The organism is Longimicrobium sp., assembly GCF_036280135.1.
Taxonomy (GTDB): domain Bacteria; phylum Gemmatimonadota; class Gemmatimonadetes; order Longimicrobiales; family Longimicrobiaceae; genus Longimicrobium.
Window position 1 is genome coordinate 1 of the sequence record NZ_DASURI010000683.1, and the last position, 17,765, is coordinate 17,765.

The 17,765-nt window shown below is 70.6% G+C and carries 18 protein-coding genes; 6 read left to right on the plus strand and 12 right to left on the minus strand.

The window, feature by feature from the left end; translation table 11 throughout:
- From VFZ20_RS22115 to VFZ20_RS22160, 10 genes are all read right to left on the minus strand, one after another.
- On the minus strand, positions 1-479 hold a 479-nt coding region (locus VFZ20_RS22115; RefSeq protein WP_329686122.1), incomplete at its 3' end, for an aminotransferase class V-fold PLP-dependent enzyme.
- Between the two features lie 4 nt (positions 480-483).
- Complete coding sequence (locus VFZ20_RS22120) at positions 484-729, minus strand: hypothetical protein (protein ID WP_329686123.1); 246 nt, start codon at positions 727-729, stop codon at positions 484-486.
- A complete protein-coding gene (larE, locus tag VFZ20_RS22125) occupies positions 726-1,562 on the minus strand; it encodes an ATP-dependent sacrificial sulfur transferase LarE (protein WP_329686124.1) in 837 nt (278 codons plus the stop codon). Before larE ends, VFZ20_RS22120 begins: the two co-directional genes overlap by 4 nt.
- Before the next feature lie 379 nt (positions 1,563-1,941).
- A complete protein-coding gene (locus VFZ20_RS22130) occupies positions 1,942-2,616 on the minus strand; it encodes a signal peptidase II (RefSeq protein ID WP_329686125.1) in 675 nt (224 codons plus the stop codon).
- Between the two features lie 95 nt (positions 2,617-2,711).
- A complete protein-coding gene (locus VFZ20_RS22135) occupies positions 2,712-3,248 on the minus strand; it encodes an arsinothricin resistance N-acetyltransferase ArsN1 family A (RefSeq protein ID WP_329686126.1) in 537 nt (178 codons plus the stop codon).
- Positions 3,249-3,341: 93 nt separating this feature from the next.
- The gene (gene ychF, locus VFZ20_RS22140; protein ID WP_329686127.1) at positions 3,342-4,442 is read right to left on the minus strand and encodes a redox-regulated ATPase YchF; all 1,101 of its coding nucleotides are present in this window, start codon (positions 4,440-4,442) and stop codon (positions 3,342-3,344) included.
- A 212-nt stretch (positions 4,443-4,654) separates the two neighbouring features.
- Positions 4,655-5,383: a glycoside hydrolase family 25 protein gene (locus VFZ20_RS22145; RefSeq protein ID WP_329686128.1), complete on the minus strand. Its 729-nt coding sequence runs from the start codon at positions 5,381-5,383 to the stop codon at positions 4,655-4,657.
- 86 nt (positions 5,384-5,469) lie between these two features.
- Positions 5,470-6,669 (minus strand): 6-bladed beta-propeller, encoded by a 1,200-nt coding sequence (locus VFZ20_RS22150; RefSeq protein WP_329686129.1) that lies wholly within the window; start codon positions 6,667-6,669, stop codon positions 5,470-5,472.
- Positions 6,670-6,677: 8 nt separating this feature from the next.
- Positions 6,678-7,886 carry a hypothetical protein gene (locus VFZ20_RS22155; protein WP_329686130.1) on the minus strand — a complete coding sequence of 403 codons (1,209 nt, stop codon included), beginning with the start codon at positions 7,884-7,886 and terminating at the stop codon, positions 6,678-6,680.
- Between the two features lie 124 nt (positions 7,887-8,010).
- Entirely contained in the window at positions 8,011-9,168 is a 1,158-nt protein-coding gene (locus tag VFZ20_RS22160) for an aminotransferase class V-fold PLP-dependent enzyme (RefSeq protein ID WP_329686131.1), read from the minus strand.
- 325 nt (positions 9,169-9,493) lie between these two features.
- On the opposite strand from VFZ20_RS22160, the gene VFZ20_RS22165 reads away from it, so the two are divergent.
- Both VFZ20_RS22165 and VFZ20_RS22170 read left to right on the plus strand, forming a co-directional pair.
- A complete protein-coding gene (locus tag VFZ20_RS22165) occupies positions 9,494-10,558 on the plus strand; it encodes a MoxR family ATPase (protein ID WP_329686132.1) in 1,065 nt (354 codons plus the stop codon).
- The gene (locus tag VFZ20_RS22170) at positions 10,548-12,365 is read left to right on the plus strand and encodes a DUF2201 family putative metallopeptidase (protein WP_329686133.1); all 1,818 of its coding nucleotides are present in this window, start codon (positions 10,548-10,550) and stop codon (positions 12,363-12,365) included. Before VFZ20_RS22165 ends, VFZ20_RS22170 begins: the two co-directional genes overlap by 11 nt.
- Positions 12,366-12,538: 173 nt before the next feature.
- On the opposite strand, the gene VFZ20_RS22175 is transcribed toward VFZ20_RS22170, so the two are convergent.
- Positions 12,539-13,261 (minus strand): DUF2182 domain-containing protein, encoded by a 723-nt coding sequence (locus VFZ20_RS22175; protein WP_329686134.1) that lies wholly within the window; start codon positions 13,259-13,261, stop codon positions 12,539-12,541.
- Positions 13,262-13,755: 494 nt separating this feature from the next.
- Between VFZ20_RS22175 and VFZ20_RS22180 the strand changes: the two genes are divergently transcribed.
- The 3 genes from VFZ20_RS22180 to VFZ20_RS22190 all read left to right on the plus strand — a co-directional run bounded on the left by VFZ20_RS22180 (position 13,756) and on the right by VFZ20_RS22190 (position 16,471).
- A complete protein-coding gene (locus tag VFZ20_RS22180) occupies positions 13,756-14,142 on the plus strand; it encodes a hypothetical protein (RefSeq protein WP_329686135.1) in 387 nt (128 codons plus the stop codon).
- 53 nt (positions 14,143-14,195) lie between these two features.
- Entirely contained in the window at positions 14,196-14,621 is a 426-nt protein-coding gene (locus VFZ20_RS22185) for a hypothetical protein (RefSeq protein ID WP_329686136.1), read from the plus strand.
- Between the two features lie 296 nt (positions 14,622-14,917).
- Positions 14,918-16,471, plus strand: coding sequence for a YifB family Mg chelatase-like AAA ATPase (locus tag VFZ20_RS22190; RefSeq protein WP_329686137.1), 1,554 nt, complete (start codon positions 14,918-14,920; stop codon positions 16,469-16,471).
- Between the two features lie 164 nt (positions 16,472-16,635).
- Here VFZ20_RS22190 and VFZ20_RS22195 read toward each other — a convergent pair whose 3' ends face one another.
- Entirely contained in the window at positions 16,636-16,839 is a 204-nt protein-coding gene (locus VFZ20_RS22195) for a hypothetical protein (protein WP_329686138.1), read from the minus strand.
- Positions 16,840-17,039: 200 nt separating this feature from the next.
- Between VFZ20_RS22195 and VFZ20_RS22200 the strand changes: the two genes are divergently transcribed.
- Positions 17,040-17,765: acyl-CoA thioesterase II (locus VFZ20_RS22200; protein ID WP_329686139.1), on the plus strand; the 726-nt coding region annotated here is incomplete at its 3' end.

A 17,765-nucleotide genomic window follows, 5' to 3' on the forward strand; every position in this document is an offset into this window, starting at 1 on the left:
ACGGGCAGCGCCACGCCCAGCAGGTTGTTGGCGTGCGGGATGACGAGCACCTTGGCGCCGACCAGCGCCGTTTGGGCCTCGTCCAGGTCGATGGATCCGGATGAATCGCCGGAAAGCACCGTCTGCGCCACGCCGCGCGCCGCCTGCGCCAGCACGGGACGGCGGACGGCGTTGTGGTCGTACGCCGTCCGCACGACGCGGTCGCCCGGCCCCAGCAGGCCCAGGAGCGCGACGTTGAGGGCGTGCGTGGCGTTCAGCTGGAACGTGACGCGCCCGGGGTCACCGGGCGCGTTGAAGAGCGCGGCCAGCGCGCGCCGGGCGCGAAAGAGGACGCGGCCGGCGTCCACGGCGCGGCGGTGTCCCGCGCGGCCGGGCGTGGCGCCCACGTCGCGCAGGTAGCGCGCGACAGCGTCGTGCACCGCGTCCGGGCGCAGGGCCGACGTCGCCGCGTAGTCCAGGTAGACGACGTCGTCCCCCATGGCCTCAGTCCCGCGCGGCGGCGGGCCCGTCGTCCACGTCCAGGTCCAGCGCCACGTAGCGGAACCCCAGCGCCTTGACCTCGGCCGCGATGGCGGCGCCCTCGTCGCTCATCATCCGCGCCCACGCGCCGTCCGGCACGCGCACGGCCGCGATCTCGCGCTCGTGCCCCTCGACGGAAACCTCCGCGCCGAACACGCCATGCGCGGCCAGCACCCGCTCCGCCCGGTCGATCCGCTCGTCCGGCGTCATCCCCACGCCCCCAGCTGCACCAGCTGCCCGCCGGCCAGCCCCTCGTTCAGCGAGCCGCGGCGGTAGCCCTGCAGGTCGATGAGCACGCGCGTGAAGCCGGCGCTCCGCACAGCGGCCGCCACCTCGCGCCGCAGCTCCGCCGCGCGGCCGATCTCCGCGGGATGCACCTCCAGCCGCGCGACGCCGTCGTGATGGCGCACGCGAAAGTCGCGGAAGCCCAGCGTGCGCAGCGCCACCTCGGCGGATTCCACCTCGCGCAGCCGCCGCGGCGTGACGTGGATGCCGTACGGGATGCGCGACGCCAGGCAGGGCGCGGCGGGCTGGTCCCACGTGGGCAGCCCCAGCTCGCGCGACCACTCCCGGATCTCGGCCTTCGTGAGCCCCGCCTCCAGCAGCGGGGAGCGGACGGCGTTCTCCTCCGCCGCCACGGCGCCCGGCCGGTGGTCGCCCACGTCGTCGGCGTTGCTGCCGTCCAGCACCGCGCCGATGCCGCGGTCACGCGCCAGATCCGTCAATCGCCCCCACAGCTCGCTCTTGCAGAAGTAGCAGCGGTTGCTGGGGTTGGCGGCGTAGCGCGGGTCGTCGATCTCGTGCGTCTCCAGCTCCAGCCACGGGATGCCGAAGTCGCGCGCCACGTCGCGCGCCGTGTCTTCCATCCACGACGCCACGCTGTCGCTCTTGCCCGTGACGGCCAGCACGTTGTCCGCGCCCAGCACCTCGACGGCAATGCGGGCCAGGAACACGCTGTCGACGCCGCCGCTGTACCCCACGACGACGGAGCCGCACTGGCGAAGGATGGACTGCAGGTGCTGCCGCTTGGATTCCGGGACCATCGTTGACTGCTCGGGATGCTGAAAAAAGGCGGCCCCAAGATAGGCACCCGCTACGGTACCCCGCCAGCCGCCGACTGTGCGGGGATGGAGAGAGCAGATGCGGTTCGTGCGGGGAGAGGACAACCCCTGCCCGAGCGGAGCGCCCCCCATCCCCGACCCTTCCCCCATAAACGACATGGGGGAAGGGAGAACTTCATCTTGGAGCGACGAAAGCTCGCGCCGGCAGCGGCCCGCCCCCGCTCGTTCCTCGCGGAAAGGGGAGAAAAGCAGCCCCTGCCCGGACTCCGCCTCCGTGCAGGCACCCCGGTAGAAGTATACACCCTCTCCCGCGCAGTTTGCGGGAGAGGGTGCGAGCGACAGCGAGCGGGTGAGGGCTCCCCTACACCGGCTGCGGCCCCGACGTGCGGCCGCCCGTCTGCATGGGCGGCCGGACGGCGCCGCGTCCGCGGCGGGCACGGCCCATCAGCTCGAAGAGCACGACGGGGATGGCCATGGGCACGGACAGGAACAGCGACAGGTCCGCCACGTTGCCCGGCGGCAGCCAGTACTCGCCGTAGCGGAACGACAGGTAGTCCGTCACGCCCCAGTGGATCAGCCGCTCGCCCAGGTTGCCCATCATCCCGCCCAGCACCATCCCCACGAACAGCCACGCCCACCGGCGGTGGTGCCGCGGCAGGCGGTGCGCGCGTCCCACGATCTGCAGCAGCACCAGCGCGCCCAGCACGGCCGCCGTCACCGCCAGCACCTTGCGCGCGCCCAGGGGAAAGTTCTCCCACAGGCCGAGGATCATGGCGGGGTTGCGCACGTGCCAGAACGCCACGCGCCCCTCGATCACCTGCGTAAAGTCGCCGATCGCCATGGACGACGTGATCATCCACTTGGTGATCCAGTCCACCACGGCGATGCCCAGGCCAATGAGCAGCGCGGGCCGCCAGCCGCGCAGGGGCTCCACGTCGCTCGCGCGGCGGCCGGGCGCCGCGTCCGGGCGGTTCACCGTGCGGCGCTGCCCCAGCAGGCGCAGGAAGATGCGGTTCAGTCGAGAGTCGTTCGTCACCAGCAAAGCGCGGAGCGGGTGCGAGAAAGGCGCGGCTCGCCGCCGCGCCCCGTTTCCATTCATCAAGATGCGGGCCGATGCTCCCCGCGCGGTGATCAGCCGCGCGCGTCCTCGCCCGCTTCAACCCCGATCGTCGCCTCGCCGAGCAGCCGCTCCACGATCATGCAGTCCCGCCACGCGCCGTCCAGCTTGCCGTGCCGGCGGTACACGCCCACCTCGCGGAACCCGTGGCGCGCGCAGAGCGCGAGCGAGGCCGCGTTCTCCGGGAAGATGCGCGCGAGCACCTTCCACAGGCCGGCGGCTTCGCACGCGGGGAGGAACGCGGCCATGAGCGCGTCGCCCACGCCACGCCCGCGGGCGGTGGACGCCACGTAGACGGAGAACTCTGCAATGCCGGCGTAGCATTCTCGCGTCCGGTACGTGCTCGCCGCGATCCATCCCACGATTTCACCTGGGTCATCCGCCACGAGCACCGGGTGGCGCGGATCGCCCAGCCAGCCCGCGACGTCCGCCGCCGCGCGCTCCCGCGTCTCGAACGTGGCGCCGCGCCCGCGGAGGCCCTCGTTGTAGATGGCCGCGATCGCCTGCAGGTCGCCGGGCGCGGCGGGGCGGATGGTGAGGCCGGAAGTCATGGTCTGCGTTGGGGAATAGGACGCGAGAAGGGGCCGATGCGGGCTGGTTCAGCGCATCGGCCCCTTTCGGGTGTCCCGAACCGCCGGAGCGGCTCAGACGTTGAAGCGAAAGAGCAGGATGTCGCCGTCCTTCACGACGTACTCCTTGCCCTCGGAGCGCATCAGGCCCTTGTCGCGCGCGGCCTTGACGCTGCCCATCTTCTCGAAGTCGGCGAAGCTCACCGTCTCCGCGCGGATGAAGCCGCGCTCGAAGTCGCTGTGGATGACGCCCGCGGCCTCCGGCGCCTTGGCCCCCACGGGGATCTCCCAGGCGCGCACTTCCTTTTCGCCCGCCGTGAAGTACACCTGCAGCCCCAGCAGCCGGTAGCCCGCGCGGATGAGCGTGTGCAGCCCGGGCTCGGTGATGCCCAGCGACTCCAGGAACTCGCGCTTCTCTTCGTCGCCCAGCTCCGCCAGCTCGCTCTCGATCTTGCTGCTGATGGGGATGATCTCGGCGCGCTCACCGCTCTCCTCCACCGCCGTGCGCAGGGCGCGCACGTGCGCGTTGTCGCCCTCCGGCAGGTCGTCCTCGGCCACGTTGGCCAGGTACAGCACGGGCTTGGACGTGAGCAGGTTGTACGAGCGCAGGATGCGCTGCTCGTCGTCGCTGGCGTCCACGGTGCGGGCAGGCAGGCCCTCGCCCAGCGCCTCGTTCAGCCGCTCCAGCAGGCCCAGCTCCGCCTGGGCTTCCTTGTCGTTGCCGCGCGCGGCCTTGCGGGCCTTCTCCAGCCGCTTCTCCACGACGGCCAAGTCCGCCAGGGCCAGCTCCAGGTTGATGACCTCGCGGTCGCGCACGGGGTCCACCGAGCCCATCACGTGCACCACGTCGGGGTCGTCGAAGCAGCGCACCACGTGGACGATGGCGTCCGTCTCGCGGATGTTGGCCAGGAACTGGTTGCCCAGCCCCTCGCCCTCCGACGCGCCCTTGACCAGGCCGGCGATGTCCACGAACTGCACGGTGGCGCGCAGAACGCGCTGCGGCTGCACCTTTTCGGCGAGCAGGTCCACGCGCGGGTCCGGCACCTCCACCATGCCCACGTTGGGCTCCACGGTGCAGAATGGGTAGTTGGCCGCGTCGGCGCCCGCCGCCGTGAGGGCGTTGAACAGCGTGGACTTGCCGACGTTGGGCAGCCCCACGATCCCCAGCTTGAGCATATCTCGCGAAACCGGCTTCGGATTGATCAGGATCACCAAACGGAAACCGGCCGGGCGCCCCTTCCGGGACCCCGGCCGTGCGCGGAAAACCTATGTGGTGCGCGCGGTTCCGTCAACCGGCACCGCTGAACTGCGGGGGACAGGGGACAGGTTACAGGGGGCAGCCTGCAACGACACGAGAGCGGCGTCTGCCCCTTTCCTCGTACGGCAGCTCACGGCGCGTGGCTGAAGGCGCCGGTCTGGATGAACGCCTGGAGGTCGGCCCAGCTTCCCGCGAACCAGTTGAGGTCCACGTCGCCGGTGATGCCCGCCACGCGGCCCGCGTCGGAGTGCTGCCAGAACGCCCAGCGGCTCCAGTCCGCGGGAATGGACGGCTGCGCGGCGCCGTAGTGCGCCACCCACAGCGGATACGCGCCGAACCCGCCGCCCATCTGCCCCGTCCAGAACGAGGCGCGCGTGTAGACGATGGGCCGGCGCCCCGTCGCGCGCTCCACCGTCTGCAGCCACGTGCGCACGCCCGCGGCGATCTCGGCCGCCGGGCGCCCGTCCGTCACCTCCACGTCCAGCACGGGCGGCAGGTCGCCCGCGCGAAGCTGCACGGTTCGGAGGAAGTGCTGCGCCTGCGCGGCTGCGTCCGTCTGCGGGCGGTAGAAGTGGTACGCGCCACGCGGGATTCCCGCCGCCGCCGCGCCGGCCCAGTTGGCCGCGAACGCCGGGTCCACGTAGTCGCCACCCTCCGTGGCCTTGATGAACGCGAACGAGACGCCGTCGCCCGCCGCGCGGTTCCAGTCGATGGCGCCCTGCCAGTGCGACACGTCCACGCCCGCCAGCCGGTCGCCGTCCGGCGCGGGGGCCGTCGCCAGGTCGCCGCACGCGGCGGACGCCGACAGCGCCACGGCGGCGGCAACGCGCATCCACGCGCGCCCTGAACGATGCTTCATCTTCATGCTGTGCAGATACTTGGGATGGATTTACATCCCAGGTACACGCATGTCCGGGCAGAGGGTCCGCCCGGGCTGATGAAGCGTCAGCGCGGCTTGCGCAGGCGGTGCAGGACCACGCGCTCCACGTCGTCGAGCGGATCGACGGTCTTCGCGAGCAGGTAGTCGTCCCCGATCTCCAGCACCTCCAGGTTCGCCGGGACCGGGACGACGCCCAGCCAGTGCCCCTCCGGATCAAAGACGGACCACTCCGCGAATTCCGCGTCCGGAGGCACGTACGCCTGCATCCACAGGTTGTCCTGCCGATCGACGCGGACCTGGCTGATGGCGGGCAGCGTGGAGCGGTGCGGGATCTTCGCTGCCAGTCGACGCTGGACGGCCATGAGGTCAGGGTCGTTACGCACCATTTCGTTGTAGTTCTCCAACGCTTTCCGTTGGATGGCTACGTCCCTGGAAGTTGCCCGGACCGGCGTGTGCGCACGCCGAAGTGTCCTCACCGGGGTGCCGTCGATCGCGTAGAGCGTCGCCTGGAACCGCCGGGATTCTGCCCGGTAAACCCCTGCTCTCGCAATGGCTACCATGCTCCGGTTTCCAAAGATCACCCCCTGGCTCATGGCGCTGTTGTCGATGACGGCCCGGAACTGTTCACGGCCAAAGTACGGCCCCAGCGTGGCGATCTCCCGTCCCGTGGTTCCTGAAAAGCGAAGGTAAACCACCGAGGTGGTGTGCTCGCCCTCACGCGTCACCTTGTCTGCGTTCGGATCGTGGCGCACGAGCAGGGAACCGTCGTCCAGAAAGCCGATCAGGTTGGGAAGCACCATCTCGGGGACTCTCATGGAGGTTGAGCCCGCGAACGAGCCCCTGGCGTCGAACCGGCTCACCCGGTTCGCAAACGGATCCCACACGAGGACGGTATCGCCGGCGCGACCGATTCCGCGGATGAGCTGGAACTCCCCGGGGCCGTTGCCCCTGCGGCCCACCGTACGGATGTGGCGCCCGCGCGCGTCGAAGTATCGAAGGTCCAACGTTGTGAAGTTCGCGATAACGATACGATCGTCCGAGAGCCGCGCGGCTCCCACCACGCCGGCGAGCGCGTGCTCCGGCGCTCCATGCGCCTCCCCGATGGTCACATCCGGCTCGGGATCCAGGTGCCATGCATCCGCCTCGCTCCAGCGCGGGGCGCTGCTCTCCACGAGCTGGCCAGCGGGGGCGGGAGCATCGTCAGCCTGCCTTGCATCGCACGCGGCGACACCGGCGAGCAGCAGGAGTGGGAAGATGTGGCGCATCCGATGAATCAGCGCGGCTTGTGGAGGCGATGTAGGACCACGCGTTCCACGTCGTCGAGCGGATCGACGGTCCTGGCGAGCACGTAGTCGTCCCCGATCTCCAGCACCTCCAGGTTCGCCGGGACCCGGACGATGCCCAGCCAGTGCCCCTCCGGATCAAAGACGGACCACTCCGCGGCTTCCGCGCCCGGCGGCACGTATGCGCGAATCCACAGGTTGTCTTCCCTGTCCACGCGAAGCTGAGTAATCGCGGGCAGGGTGGATCGATGCGGGATGTTCTCCGCGAGCCGGCGCTGCGCAGCCGCGGTCTGCGGCGACATCTGCATGAGCTCCTCATCGTCCGCCGCGAGGGTTTCGAGCTGTGCGGCCACATCTGCGCTCGATGCACGAGTGGGCGTGTACGGTCGCCGGGCCGTCCGCACCGGACTTCCGTCAGGTCTGTGGAAGGTTGCCTGGAAACGGTCGGACTCCGCCCGGTAGAACGCGCTGTCCGCCGTGGCAACGAAGCTTTGCCTTCCAAAGATCACGACGTTGCTCATGTAGAACCGGTTTACGACGGCTTTGAATGACTCGCTGCCGAAGTACGGTCCAGGAGCGGAAAGCTGCGCTCCCGTCCTGGTCGAGAAGCGCAGGTACTTGGCCGAGTCAACGTACTCTCCCTCACGAAACTCATCGGTCTTTGCCTCCTGGAGCGGGCGAAGCAGCACGGAGCCATCGTTCAGGAACCCGGCAAAGTTGAGGAACCTCATCTCGGCACCGGATATCGATGTAGAACCCGCGAAGGCACCGGAGGGGTCGAATCGGCTCACCCGACTCGCGAATGGATCCCACACCAGGATGGTGTCGCGGTCGCGCCCAATTCCCAGGATGACGCGGAACTCGCCCGGACCGTCGCCCTTGCTGCCCGTGCTGCGCAGGTGATGCCCCCGCGCGTCGTAGTAGCGGAGGTCGAAGGTTTTGCGAGTGGCGATGACAATGCGTCCATCGGAGAGCCGCGCGGCGCCGACGACGCCGTCCAGCGCGTACTCGGCGGCTTCTCCGTCCGCCTCGCCGATGGTCAGCGCTGGCTGGGGATCCAGCCGCCACGCGTCCGCCTGCGTCCAGCGCGGCGCGCGGCTCTCCACCAGGCGGCCGGCGGGCTCGGTGGCATCCGCATCCGGCGTCGCATCGCACGCGCCGACACAGGCGAGGACGAGGAGCGGGAGAACGAGGCGCATTGGCGAGCGTGTCGCAGTGTGATATGAGGAGACGCAGATACGGATGAGCGGAAAGGCCGCCGCGCAAACGAATGCTGCGCGGCGGCCAATGCGTCAAGAAGCGCGGGACTGAGCGCATCCGCCCTCAGCCGACGGCGGCGCGGAGGGCGTCCATCAGGGCGTCGACGTCGTCCGACTCGTTGTAGACGTTGGGCGCCACACGCACGGCGTCGCCGCGCACGCTGACGGTCACCCGGCGCTCGCGCAGCAGCGCCTGCAGCCGCGCGGGATCCACGGACGCGGGCAGGCGCAGGCCGAACATGTGCCAACCGCGCCACGCCTCGTCCTCCACCACGTAGCCCAGCGCGCGCGCCTCGTCCACGGCCTCCGCCATCAGCCCGCGGCAGTACGCCTGCACGTGCTCCGGGCCCCACGACTGGATCATCTCCAGCGCGGCGATCAGCATCTGCGTGAGCACGAACGCGCTGCGCTCGCCCATGTCGTAGCGCAGCGCGCCGGGCTGGTAGTCGTCCACGTAGTCCACCAGCCGCGAGAAGTCCTCGCTGCCGCGCCGCCCCAGCCACGTCTCCTCCAGCGGCCGCCCGTCGTCGAAGCGCGGGCCCAGCCACAGGCAGCCCAGCGCGTACGGCCCCATCAGGTGCTTGTAGCTGGCGCAGACGAGCGCGTCCGGCCGCACGCGGGTGACGTCGAACGGCATGGCGCCCACGGACTGAGTTCCGTCGATGACGAGCGCCGCGCCTACCTCGCGCGCCCGCGCGCCGATGCGCTCCAGGTCGAAGCGCGTGCCGTCCGCCCAGTGCACGTTGCCCAGCGCCACGATCGCCGTGCCCGCGTCGATGGCCTCCAGCAGCCGCGCGTTCCATCCCTCGCTGCGGTTCTCGCTGCCGGCCGGCGGCTCCACCGCGCGAAGCTCCGCGCCCAAGTCGGCGCACATCCGCCGCCAGGTGTAGACGTTGCTGGGGAACTGCGCGTGCGCCACCACCACGTTCTGCCCCCCGCGCAGGTCCAGGTTCTTCGCGACGGTCGCGATGCCGTACGACGCAGATGGGACGAGGGCCACGCGCGACGGGTCCGGCGCGTGGACCAGCCGCGCGAACAGTTCGCGCACGCGCTGGCTGTCCGCAAAAAAGTGCTCCGGCCGGATCTGCGTGGGGTCGCGGCGCGTGAGCAGCGCACGGATGGCCGCCTCTTCCACCGGCTTGGCGAGCGGGCCCATGTACGCGGCGTTCAGGTAGTGCTCGCCTTCGGGGAGCGAGAAGAGGTTGCGCTTGCTTTCGAACATGGTCGAGTCGGCGGACAGGATCGATGGGGCCGATGGCGGATCGGCATCGGCGGATCGCCGGATCAGCATCGGCAGAGGCGGATCAGCGGCTCGGCGGATGCTGATGCGCGCATGGCTCCAGAGTAGCGCCCGCGCATCGGCCGCGCGAGGCGACGGACCGCATCCGTCCCCATCGGCGCGCTCCCGTTTTCGGCGCCGAACCGCGTCAGACGAGGCACGTTGACCGTCCGGGCGGGTGCCGTTAGCGTTGGCGGCCGTCGCGCGACGATGCGTTCGCGCGTTCTCCGCGATTCTCCGTCGTCCGCCACTTCGCCCGGTCCCGCCCGTGCAACACATCCGATCGCTCACGCAGACCCAGCTCGTGGAATACCTGCTGCACGTGGCGCCCGTGCGGCCCGTGTTCGTGTGGGGCGCGCCGGGGATCGGCAAGTCGGCGCTGGTGCAGCTGTTCGCGGAGTCCGTGGGCTTTCCGTGCGTGTCGCTGCTGGGCAGCCAGCTGGCGCCGGAGGACCTGATCGGCGTGCCGGAGATCGTCAACGGGCGCAGCCGCTTTTGCCCGCCCACGATGGTTGCCCGCGAGGAGCCGTACTGCCTGTTCCTGGACGAGCTCAACGCCAGCAGCGCCGAGGTGCAGAAGGCGTTCTACTCGCTCATCCACGAGCGGCGCATCGGCGAGTACGTCATGCCGGCCGGCAGCGTCATCATCGGCGCGGGGAACCGCGCGCAGGACCACGCCATCGTCAAGCCCATGCCGTCGGCGCTCATCAACCGCATGGCGCACGTGCAGCTGCGCGTGGATCCGCGCGACTGGCTGCAGTGGGCGTACGGCGCCAACCTGCACCCGTGGGTCACGGAGTACGTGGAGAGCCGGCCGGACCACCTGTGGAGCCGCCCGCCGCCCACGGAGCAGCCGTTCAGCACGCCCCGCTCGTGGCACATGCTGAGCGACCAGCTGCACGAGCTGGGGACGGACGTGTCGGAGGAGTGGATCTCGGTGGCCGCTTCGTCCTGCCTGACGCCGGAGCATGCCAGCCAGTTCCGCGGCTTCGTGCAGACGGTGCGCAACCGCTACGGGGTGAGCGACCTGCTCAAGGGCACGCTCCGCTGGCCCGACGCGGCCGGTGAGCGCGACGTGCTGTACTACCTGGCGCACGCATTCCGCGCGCAGATGGTCAAGGAGCTCCCGGCGGAGCGCGAGGCCGTGGCGCCCGCCCAGCGCGAGCAGGCGCACCGGGCCAAGGCGCTCATCAAGGACCTGGCGGCCATCAACTTCGAGATCGCGCAGATGATCATGGCCACGCCCGACGGGCAGGAGCCCTGGCCGGGGTGGTTCCTGGCGGAGGTGGTGCGCGACCTGCCGCGGCTGGTGGTGCAGGCGGATGGCGCGTAAGCGCGGCACGGCCGAGCTGGATCCCGCCACGCAGGCCTTCGATGAAGGGATCTGGCGCGTCCGCCGGCATCCCCTCTTCGCGCCCATGGCCCACCGCGCCAGCCTGCGCCGCTCGGAGCGTGGCGCCTGCCCGCCGGACGGCTGGGCCGTGGTGCACGAGCACGGGACCATCGACTTCCATCCCACGCGCCGCGGCGCGCCGGAGGAATGGGCGTACGTGGCCGCGCACGGGCTGCTGCACCTGGGGTTCGAGCACTTCCGCCCCGAGCGGCACGCCCAGTGGCGCGAGTGGACGACGGCGTGCGACTGCTTCGTGGCGCGCTTCCTGGCGGACCTCAAGTTCGGCCGGGCGCCGGACGGCGTGCCGGCCGCCCTGCCCGCGCGGACGGAATCCGAGCTGTTCGCCGTGTTCGTGGAGCGGGGGATCCCGCCGGAGCTGGCGGGGTTCGGCACGGCGGGCGGCACGGCGGACATGCTCCCGGCGCGCAACGGACGGCCGGAGCCGCGATGGAGCTGGATGGGCCGGCAGGAGACGTGGCGCGAGCTGCTGGACCGAGGCCTGGCCGAGGCCGTCCGCAGCGCCGTCCGCGTGGCGGCGGGACGCGAGAGCATGCTGGGCAGCGGCGACGGCGGCGGGCTGACGACGGCGCAGGCCGCGCGCGAGTGGTTCATCCACAGCTATCCGCTGCTGGGCGCGCTGGCGGCCACGTTCACCGTCATCGAGGACGCGGACGTCTGCCGCCGCCTGGACATCTCCATCGCCGCCGTGGACGACGCCGCGCAGGAGATCTTCATCAACCCGCTGGCCGGATTGAGCGAGGAGGAGTGCCGCTTCGTGATGGCGCACGAGCTCCTGCACGCCGGCCTGCGCCACCAGGCGCGCCGGCAGGGGCGCGACCCGTGGCTGTGGAACGTGGCGTGTGACTACGTGGTCAACGGGTGGCTGGTGGAGATGGGGATCGGCGAGCTGCCGCGCCTGGGCGTGCTGCTGGATCCCGAGCTGAAGGGGATGTCGGCCGAGGCCATCTACGACCGCATCGCCACGGACCTGCGCCGCCATCGCAAGCTGGCTACCCTGCGCGGCGTGGCCCTGGGCGACATGCTCGAGGGCCGCCCCGGCACGTGGGACCGCGCCGAAGGCGTCACCCTCGACGAGCTGTACCGCAACGCGCTGTCGCAGGGGCTGCACGCGCATGCCGAGAGCGGGCGCGGGCTGCTGCCGGCCGGCCTGGTGGCGGAGATCCGCGCGCTGCACATGCCGCCCATCCCCTGGGAGGTGGAGCTGGCGCGCTGGTTCGACGAGCGGTTCGCGCCGCTGGAGCGCTACCGGACGTACGCGCGGCCCAGCCGGCGGCAGGCGTCCACGCCCGGCATTCCGCGCCCGCGGTGGACCGTGTGGCCGGAGTCGCTGGCGCCGCGCACATTCGGCGTGGTGCTGGACACGTCCGGCTCCATGGGCCCGGAGCTGCTGGGCCGCGCGCTGGGCACGGTCGCCAGCTACGCCATGGCCCGCGACGTTCCCGCGGCGCGCGTGGTGTTCTGCGACGCGGCCGCGTACGACGCCGGGTACATGGCGCCGGAGGAGATCGCGGGCCGGGTGCGCGTCCGCGGGCGCGGCGGCACGGTACTGCAGCCCGGCGTGGACCTGCTGGAGTCGGTGGAAGACTTTCCGGACGACGGCCCCATCCTGCTCATCACGGACGGGCAGTGTGACCGCGTGCGCATCCGCCGCGACCACGGCATCCTGGTGCCCGCCGGCGCGCAGCTCCCGTTCGTCCCCGCCGGCCCCGTGTTCCGCATGCGGTGACCGAGGACGGAGCGATGGGCGTCGACAGATGCGAAGAGGCTCCGGCGGATGCGTTCCGTCCGGAGCCGCTTCGTTTTCAGATCGGGAATTTGGCGAGGACGCGCGCCGGATGCTCTCAAATCAACGGATGCGCGGCGGATGATCAGCCGGTCCGCTCGCCGCGTGTTGGGTGATCATCCCGGGTGGCCGCTCGCGCTCCGCAGCGTGATGGCCGCCGCGCAGACGCCGATCACCGCGAGCGCCGCCAGCACGCGCACCGGCCGATGCGGATACCGCGCGCTCAGCTGCACCCCGAACAGGGCCGCCATCACGGGCAGACTGTGGCCGAACGCCACGCACGCCGCCATCAGCGCCCAGCAGCTGGTCCCGCACCGCGCGCCCGCCCCCGCGCCAAAGCGCGCGCACGCCACGTCCGCGCGCCATCCGCTCGCGGCCACGCGCTCATCCCGCCGGCCTCCGCGCATCTGACGCCACGCGGCGGGCGCGACCTCCCACAGCGCCGCGATGGCCGTCACCGCGACGGACGCCGCCATCCATCCGGCGAACGAGGCCGCCGCGCTCCACGCAGACGTGATCGCCATCATGATGACCATCCACGCGCCCAGGTAGCCCGCCAGGAACCCGGCGATGGCGCGATGCCGCCGTGCCCACCGGCCCGACAGCGCCACCTTCCTCACGCTGCCGACGGTCAGCGGCAGCATCATGGCGACAACCATCACCGCCGTCCCCACGATGCCCAGCCCGGCGGGCGGCGCGGCGGGGGCGTGATGCGCTCCGTGCGCGGCGTGGCCTCCGTGCGCCGCGCCGGCGTGCGGCATCGCGGCCATCCAGATCCACCCGCCGGCCGCCGCCAGCAGCACCCACCACTCCGGGTGCCGTGCCTCCAGCCGTCGCACCGCCGCGAGAAGCCCGGCTCCCGGCTCCGCACCGGTTCCCACCCCGAGCCGAAGCCCTCCACCTGGCCGCTCCCCGCCCTCCGACGTGCTGGTCAGCATCTGTGATCCCGTGATGAAGATGAACCCGCTCTCCGGCAGACGAACCGGTTAGAGGGTCACCTCCCTCACATTTTCGCCGTGTATGCCAAAGCAGATGATGATATTGCACACGTACTACTACTTGTCTCCATTCAGCTTTTTCACCTGTGTCGCTTCAGGACCGCTCTCGATCGGTCGGGTGGGGATTTCTGAGAAGTTCAAGGCAAGATCAGGCACGTTGACGGATAGTGCACACGCCGTTACCGTTTGCCAGCCACGTGTACATTCCGTACAGACGCGACATACGCTCGCGGACTCATTGCGCTGAAACACACCCTGGCTTCGCGATTCTCATCCACGCGACTCGCGGGGGGTTGTGTCGGTGCGCTCACCCTTTTACATTGGACTGAGTCCAAATGCTGCCGAGAGGACGGCGGGTGCCTGGGCCATGGTTCAGCCTCGAGCAGTTCAAGGCGGAGCTCAGGACCGACAACTTCCACGTGTACCGGGGCCGGGCGCTGGATCCCATTGCTCGCCTGCTGCGCTGCAGCCCGCGACAGGCGCGGGCGTTCGCCAGGAGGGCTGCCCTGGCGCTCCAGGAGGCGGATTACGCGCACACCCTGATGATGCCCAACGGGCAGATCCAGGACGTCTACGGACGGATGATCGACATGGATGGGTGGTATCTCAAGATCGAGATCCACATGGAAGACGGCCAGCCGGGAATCGTGTCCTGCCATCCCGCGGAGCACGATCTCATCACACTCGGTGGCCTGATCCCCAGTTCCCTGCGGAGAGAATGATGTCCAGGCCGAACGAAAAGAAGGCACGGGCGTGCGGCAGCTGCGGCGAGGGAATGCTGCGCCCCACGAACACTGCCGGAACCGCCATGCCGCATCGCGACGACCCGCGCGTGCGCATTCGCCGGGACGTGGTGGTTCCCGTCTGCGACGTGTGCGGGGACATGGCGCTGGACGAGACGCAAACGGCCGCGCTGGAGCAAGCGCTTGACGAAGCGTACCGCAACAAGCGCCTCCGGCAGCAGCGCGCGCTGATCAACGACCTTCGCCGGCGCGGGCTTACCCAGGTGCAGATCGAACGCTTCGCGGATCTTTCGCCGGGGTACGTTTCCAAGCTGCGCAAAGGCAAGCTGGCATCCGGGGGAACGTTCCGGCTGCTGTACCTGCTGCACGCGTTTCCCGAGCAGGCGCTGCAGGCGGTCAGCCGGTTCGATCCCGGCCTGCGGGACGTGCAGGTGCGTATCGCCGCCACGGCGAACTGACGACGGAGCCACGGGGCTGGATCGACGACCCGGGTGGAGAACCCTCTCCGCCCGGGTTTTCTTTGCACGCAAACGATCCGCAGTGATTCGCCGCAGGCGCATTCGCAGCGCTCCCATGGCGCAACATGCACATCTACATGACGCCCCTGTCCCCTGCGTATCGCTCTCAATCGGACAGGCATGGACCGGACTTCACCAGATTCCATCAGGCAAGTTGACGAGGTAAACGCGGGACGCTACCGTTGGAGCCGGCATCCTTTCGCCGCTCAAAAACCCGGCAAACACGGAGTACTCCATTGCTCGCGCGAGTCCTTTCCGGCGCCGTGCTCGGCATCGATGCGTACCTCGTCACCGTGGAGGCCGACGTGGCCAGCGGCCTTCCCGCGTTCACCACCGTGGGCCTGCCCCAGGGCGCGGTCAAGGAGGGCCGCGAGCGCGTGATCGCCGGCGTGCAGAACAGCGGCTACCTCGTGCCGCCCAAGCGCATCACCGTGAACCTGGCCCCCGCCGACATCGCCAAGTCGGGGAGCGCGTTCGACCTGCCCATCGCCATGGGCATCCTGGCCGGCACGGGGCAGATGCGCGCCATCCGCCGCCTGGAGCGCTACCTGTTGCTGGGCGAGATGGCGCTGGACGGCGCCCTGCGGCCCGTGCGCGGTGCGCTCCCCATCGCCATCGCGGCGAAGAACGCGGGGCTCGCGGGGATCATCCTGCCGGAGGAGAACGTGGCCGAGGCGGCCGTGGTGGACGGGCTGGAGGTGCGCGGGGCCCGGACGCTCAAGGAGGTGATCGGGTTCCTGGAGGAGTCGGCGGAACTGCCGGTGGCGCAGATCGACCGCGAGGCGCTGTTCCGCACGGCCACGGCGTACGGGGCGGACTTCGCGGACGTAAAGGGGCAGGAGCACGTCAAGCGCGCGCTGGAGGTCGCCGCCGCCGGCGCGCACAACATCCTGATGGTGGGGCCGCCGGGCTCGGGCAAGACCATGCTGGCGCAGCGCATTCCCGGCATCCTGCCACCCCTGACCTTTGACGAGGCGCTGGAGACGACCAAGATCCACTCCGTGGCGGGGCTCATCGGCGGGGGCAAGTCGCTCATCGTGGGGCGCCCCTTCCGCAACCCGCACACGACCATCTCCGACGCGGGGCTCATCGGCGGCGGCTCCAACCCGCGCCCCGGCGAGGTGTCGCTGGCGCACAACGGCGTGCTGTTCCTGGACGAGCTGGCGGAGTTTCGCCGCAACGTGCTGGAGGTGATGCGGCAGCCCCTGGAGGACTCGAGGGTCACGATCAGCCGGGCGGCCATCTCGCTCACCTACCCGTCGCGGTTCATGCTCGTAGGCGCCATGAACCCGTGCCCCTGCGGGTTTCACGGCGACACCCAGCGCCGCTGTACCTGCGGCCCCCTGGCCGTGCAAAAGTACCTGGGACGCGTGTCGGGCCCGCTGCTGGACCGCATCGACCTGCACGTGGAGGTGCCGGCCGTGCGCTACCGCGACCTGGCCAGTGGCCGGCCGGGGGAGCCGTCGGACCGCATCCGCGAGCGGGTGGCGCGGGCGCGCGAGATCCAGCGCGAGCGCTTCGCCGGCCGGCCCGACATCCATGCCAACGCGCACATGATGCCGGCCGACCTGGACCGCTTCTGCCAGGTAGGCGCGGGGAGCGATGCGCTGCTGCGGACGGCCATCGCGCGGCTGGGGCTGTCGGCGCGGGCGTACCACCGCATCATCAAGATCGCCCGCACCATCTCGGACCTGGACGGCGGCGGCGAGATCACCACCGCGCACATCGGCGAGGCCATCCAGTACCGCTCTCTGGACCGCGGAGCGCAGGCCGCCGCGCCCGCGGCATAGGGAACAGCAAGCAACCCGTCACCCCAGGGCGAGTGACGTGTGACGGCCGCGGCACCAGTGGAGCGAGCGCGGCCAGGTGAGCGGCGTCGCGCCGACCACGGGTTGGATGGGGAATCCGGACCGAGCTGCAGGGGACCGGCGCCATGCCGGTCCCGATTGGCTGCCTACGCGCCCGAGACGGTGGCGCCGGCCGGCGCTTCGCCGCTCTCGGCGGTGCGGGCCAGGGCGCCGTCGCGCTCGCCCTGCTCGCGCGACTGCTGGGTGTAGTGGTCCTGGAACGAAAAGACGATCCGCTGCCACAGGCTGCGCGTCTTGCCGCTGCGCGCCCGCTCGAACGCTTCCTTGTAGACCGCCTGATTGCCACGCATGCGAACCTCCGGGGGGTGAGGAATCTCGGCCGGCACGCCCAGTATAATCGTGCGCCACGGTTTACGCACGATTTTTATGTTTACGCCGTGACCACGGCGCGGACTGCCGGTCCCAACGGAAGCGCACGAGTTGATCTCGGCCGGCCCGGCACCGAGATTCCACGCGGACGAGGATCACGGGACCCACGGGGGAGGCGACGATGCACGACGCGGGGGCGGAGGAGCAGCCGCTGGACAGCCTGCTGCGGCTGCTGGACCTGGAGCGGCTGGAGCTGAACCTGTTTCGCGGGCAGAACCGCGACATCGGCTCGCGGCGGGTGTTCGGCGGGCAGGTGCTGGCGCAGGCGCTGATCGCCGCGGGGCGCACGGTGGAGGGCCGCGCCGCGCACTCGCTGCACGGCTACTTCATGCTGCCGGGCGACGTGAACACGCCCATCGTCTACCAGGTGGACCGCATTCGCGACGGGCGCAGCTTTACCACGCGGCGCGTGCTGGCCATCCAGGAGGGGCGCGAGATCTTTTCCATGCTCTGCTCGTTTCACGTGGACGAGCCGGGCATCGAGCACGGCGCGCGGATGCCGGACGTGGCGCCGCCGGAGGCGCTGCCGCGCGAGCTGGACCTGATCCGCGGGATGGCGCACCGCATCCCCGCCCCGCTGCGGGACGTGTACACGCAGGACCGGCCCATCGACTTTCGGCCCATCGCGCCCGTGGACCCGTTCGCGCCGGAGGTGCGGCCGCCCCTCAAGCACACGTGGTTCCGCGCGGAGGGCACCATGCCCGACGAGCTCATCCTGCACCAGGCGGTGCTTGCGTACGCGTCGGACTACGGGCTGCTGGGCACGGCGCTGCTGCCGCACGGGCTGTCGTTCATGATGCGCGGCGTGCAGGCGGCCAGCCTGGACCACGCGGTGTGGTTCCACCGC

Coding starts and splice junctions, on each gene's coding strand:
- VFZ20_RS22120 (WP_329686123.1), bottom strand. CDS start 729: ATGACGCCGGACGAGCGGATCGACCGGGCGGAGCGGGTGCTGGCCGCG.
- larE (WP_329686124.1), bottom strand. CDS start 1,562: ATGGTCCCGGAATCCAAGCGGCAGCACCTGCAGTCCATCCTTCGCCAG.
- VFZ20_RS22135 (WP_329686126.1), bottom strand. CDS start 3,248: ATGACTTCCGGCCTCACCATCCGCCCCGCCGCGCCCGGCGACCTGCAG.
- ychF (WP_329686127.1), bottom strand. CDS start 4,442: ATGCTCAAGCTGGGGATCGTGGGGCTGCCCAACGTCGGCAAGTCCACG.
- VFZ20_RS22145 (WP_329686128.1), bottom strand. CDS start 5,383: ATGAAGCATCGTTCAGGGCGCGCGTGGATGCGCGTTGCCGCCGCCGTG.
- VFZ20_RS22150 (WP_329686129.1), bottom strand. CDS start 6,669: ATGCGCCACATCTTCCCACTCCTGCTGCTCGCCGGTGTCGCCGCGTGC.
- VFZ20_RS22155 (WP_329686130.1), bottom strand. CDS start 7,886: ATGCGCCTCGTTCTCCCGCTCCTCGTCCTCGCCTGTGTCGGCGCGTGC.
- VFZ20_RS22160 (WP_329686131.1), bottom strand. CDS start 9,168: ATGTTCGAAAGCAAGCGCAACCTCTTCTCGCTCCCCGAAGGCGAGCAC.
- VFZ20_RS22170 (WP_329686133.1), top strand. CDS start 10,548: ATGGCGCGTAAGCGCGGCACGGCCGAGCTGGATCCCGCCACGCAGGCC.
- VFZ20_RS22180 (WP_329686135.1), top strand. CDS start 13,756: ATGCTGCCGAGAGGACGGCGGGTGCCTGGGCCATGGTTCAGCCTCGAG.
- VFZ20_RS22185 (WP_329686136.1), top strand. CDS start 14,196: ATGCTGCGCCCCACGAACACTGCCGGAACCGCCATGCCGCATCGCGAC.
- VFZ20_RS22195 (WP_329686138.1), bottom strand. CDS start 16,839: ATGCGTGGCAATCAGGCGGTCTACAAGGAAGCGTTCGAGCGGGCGCGC.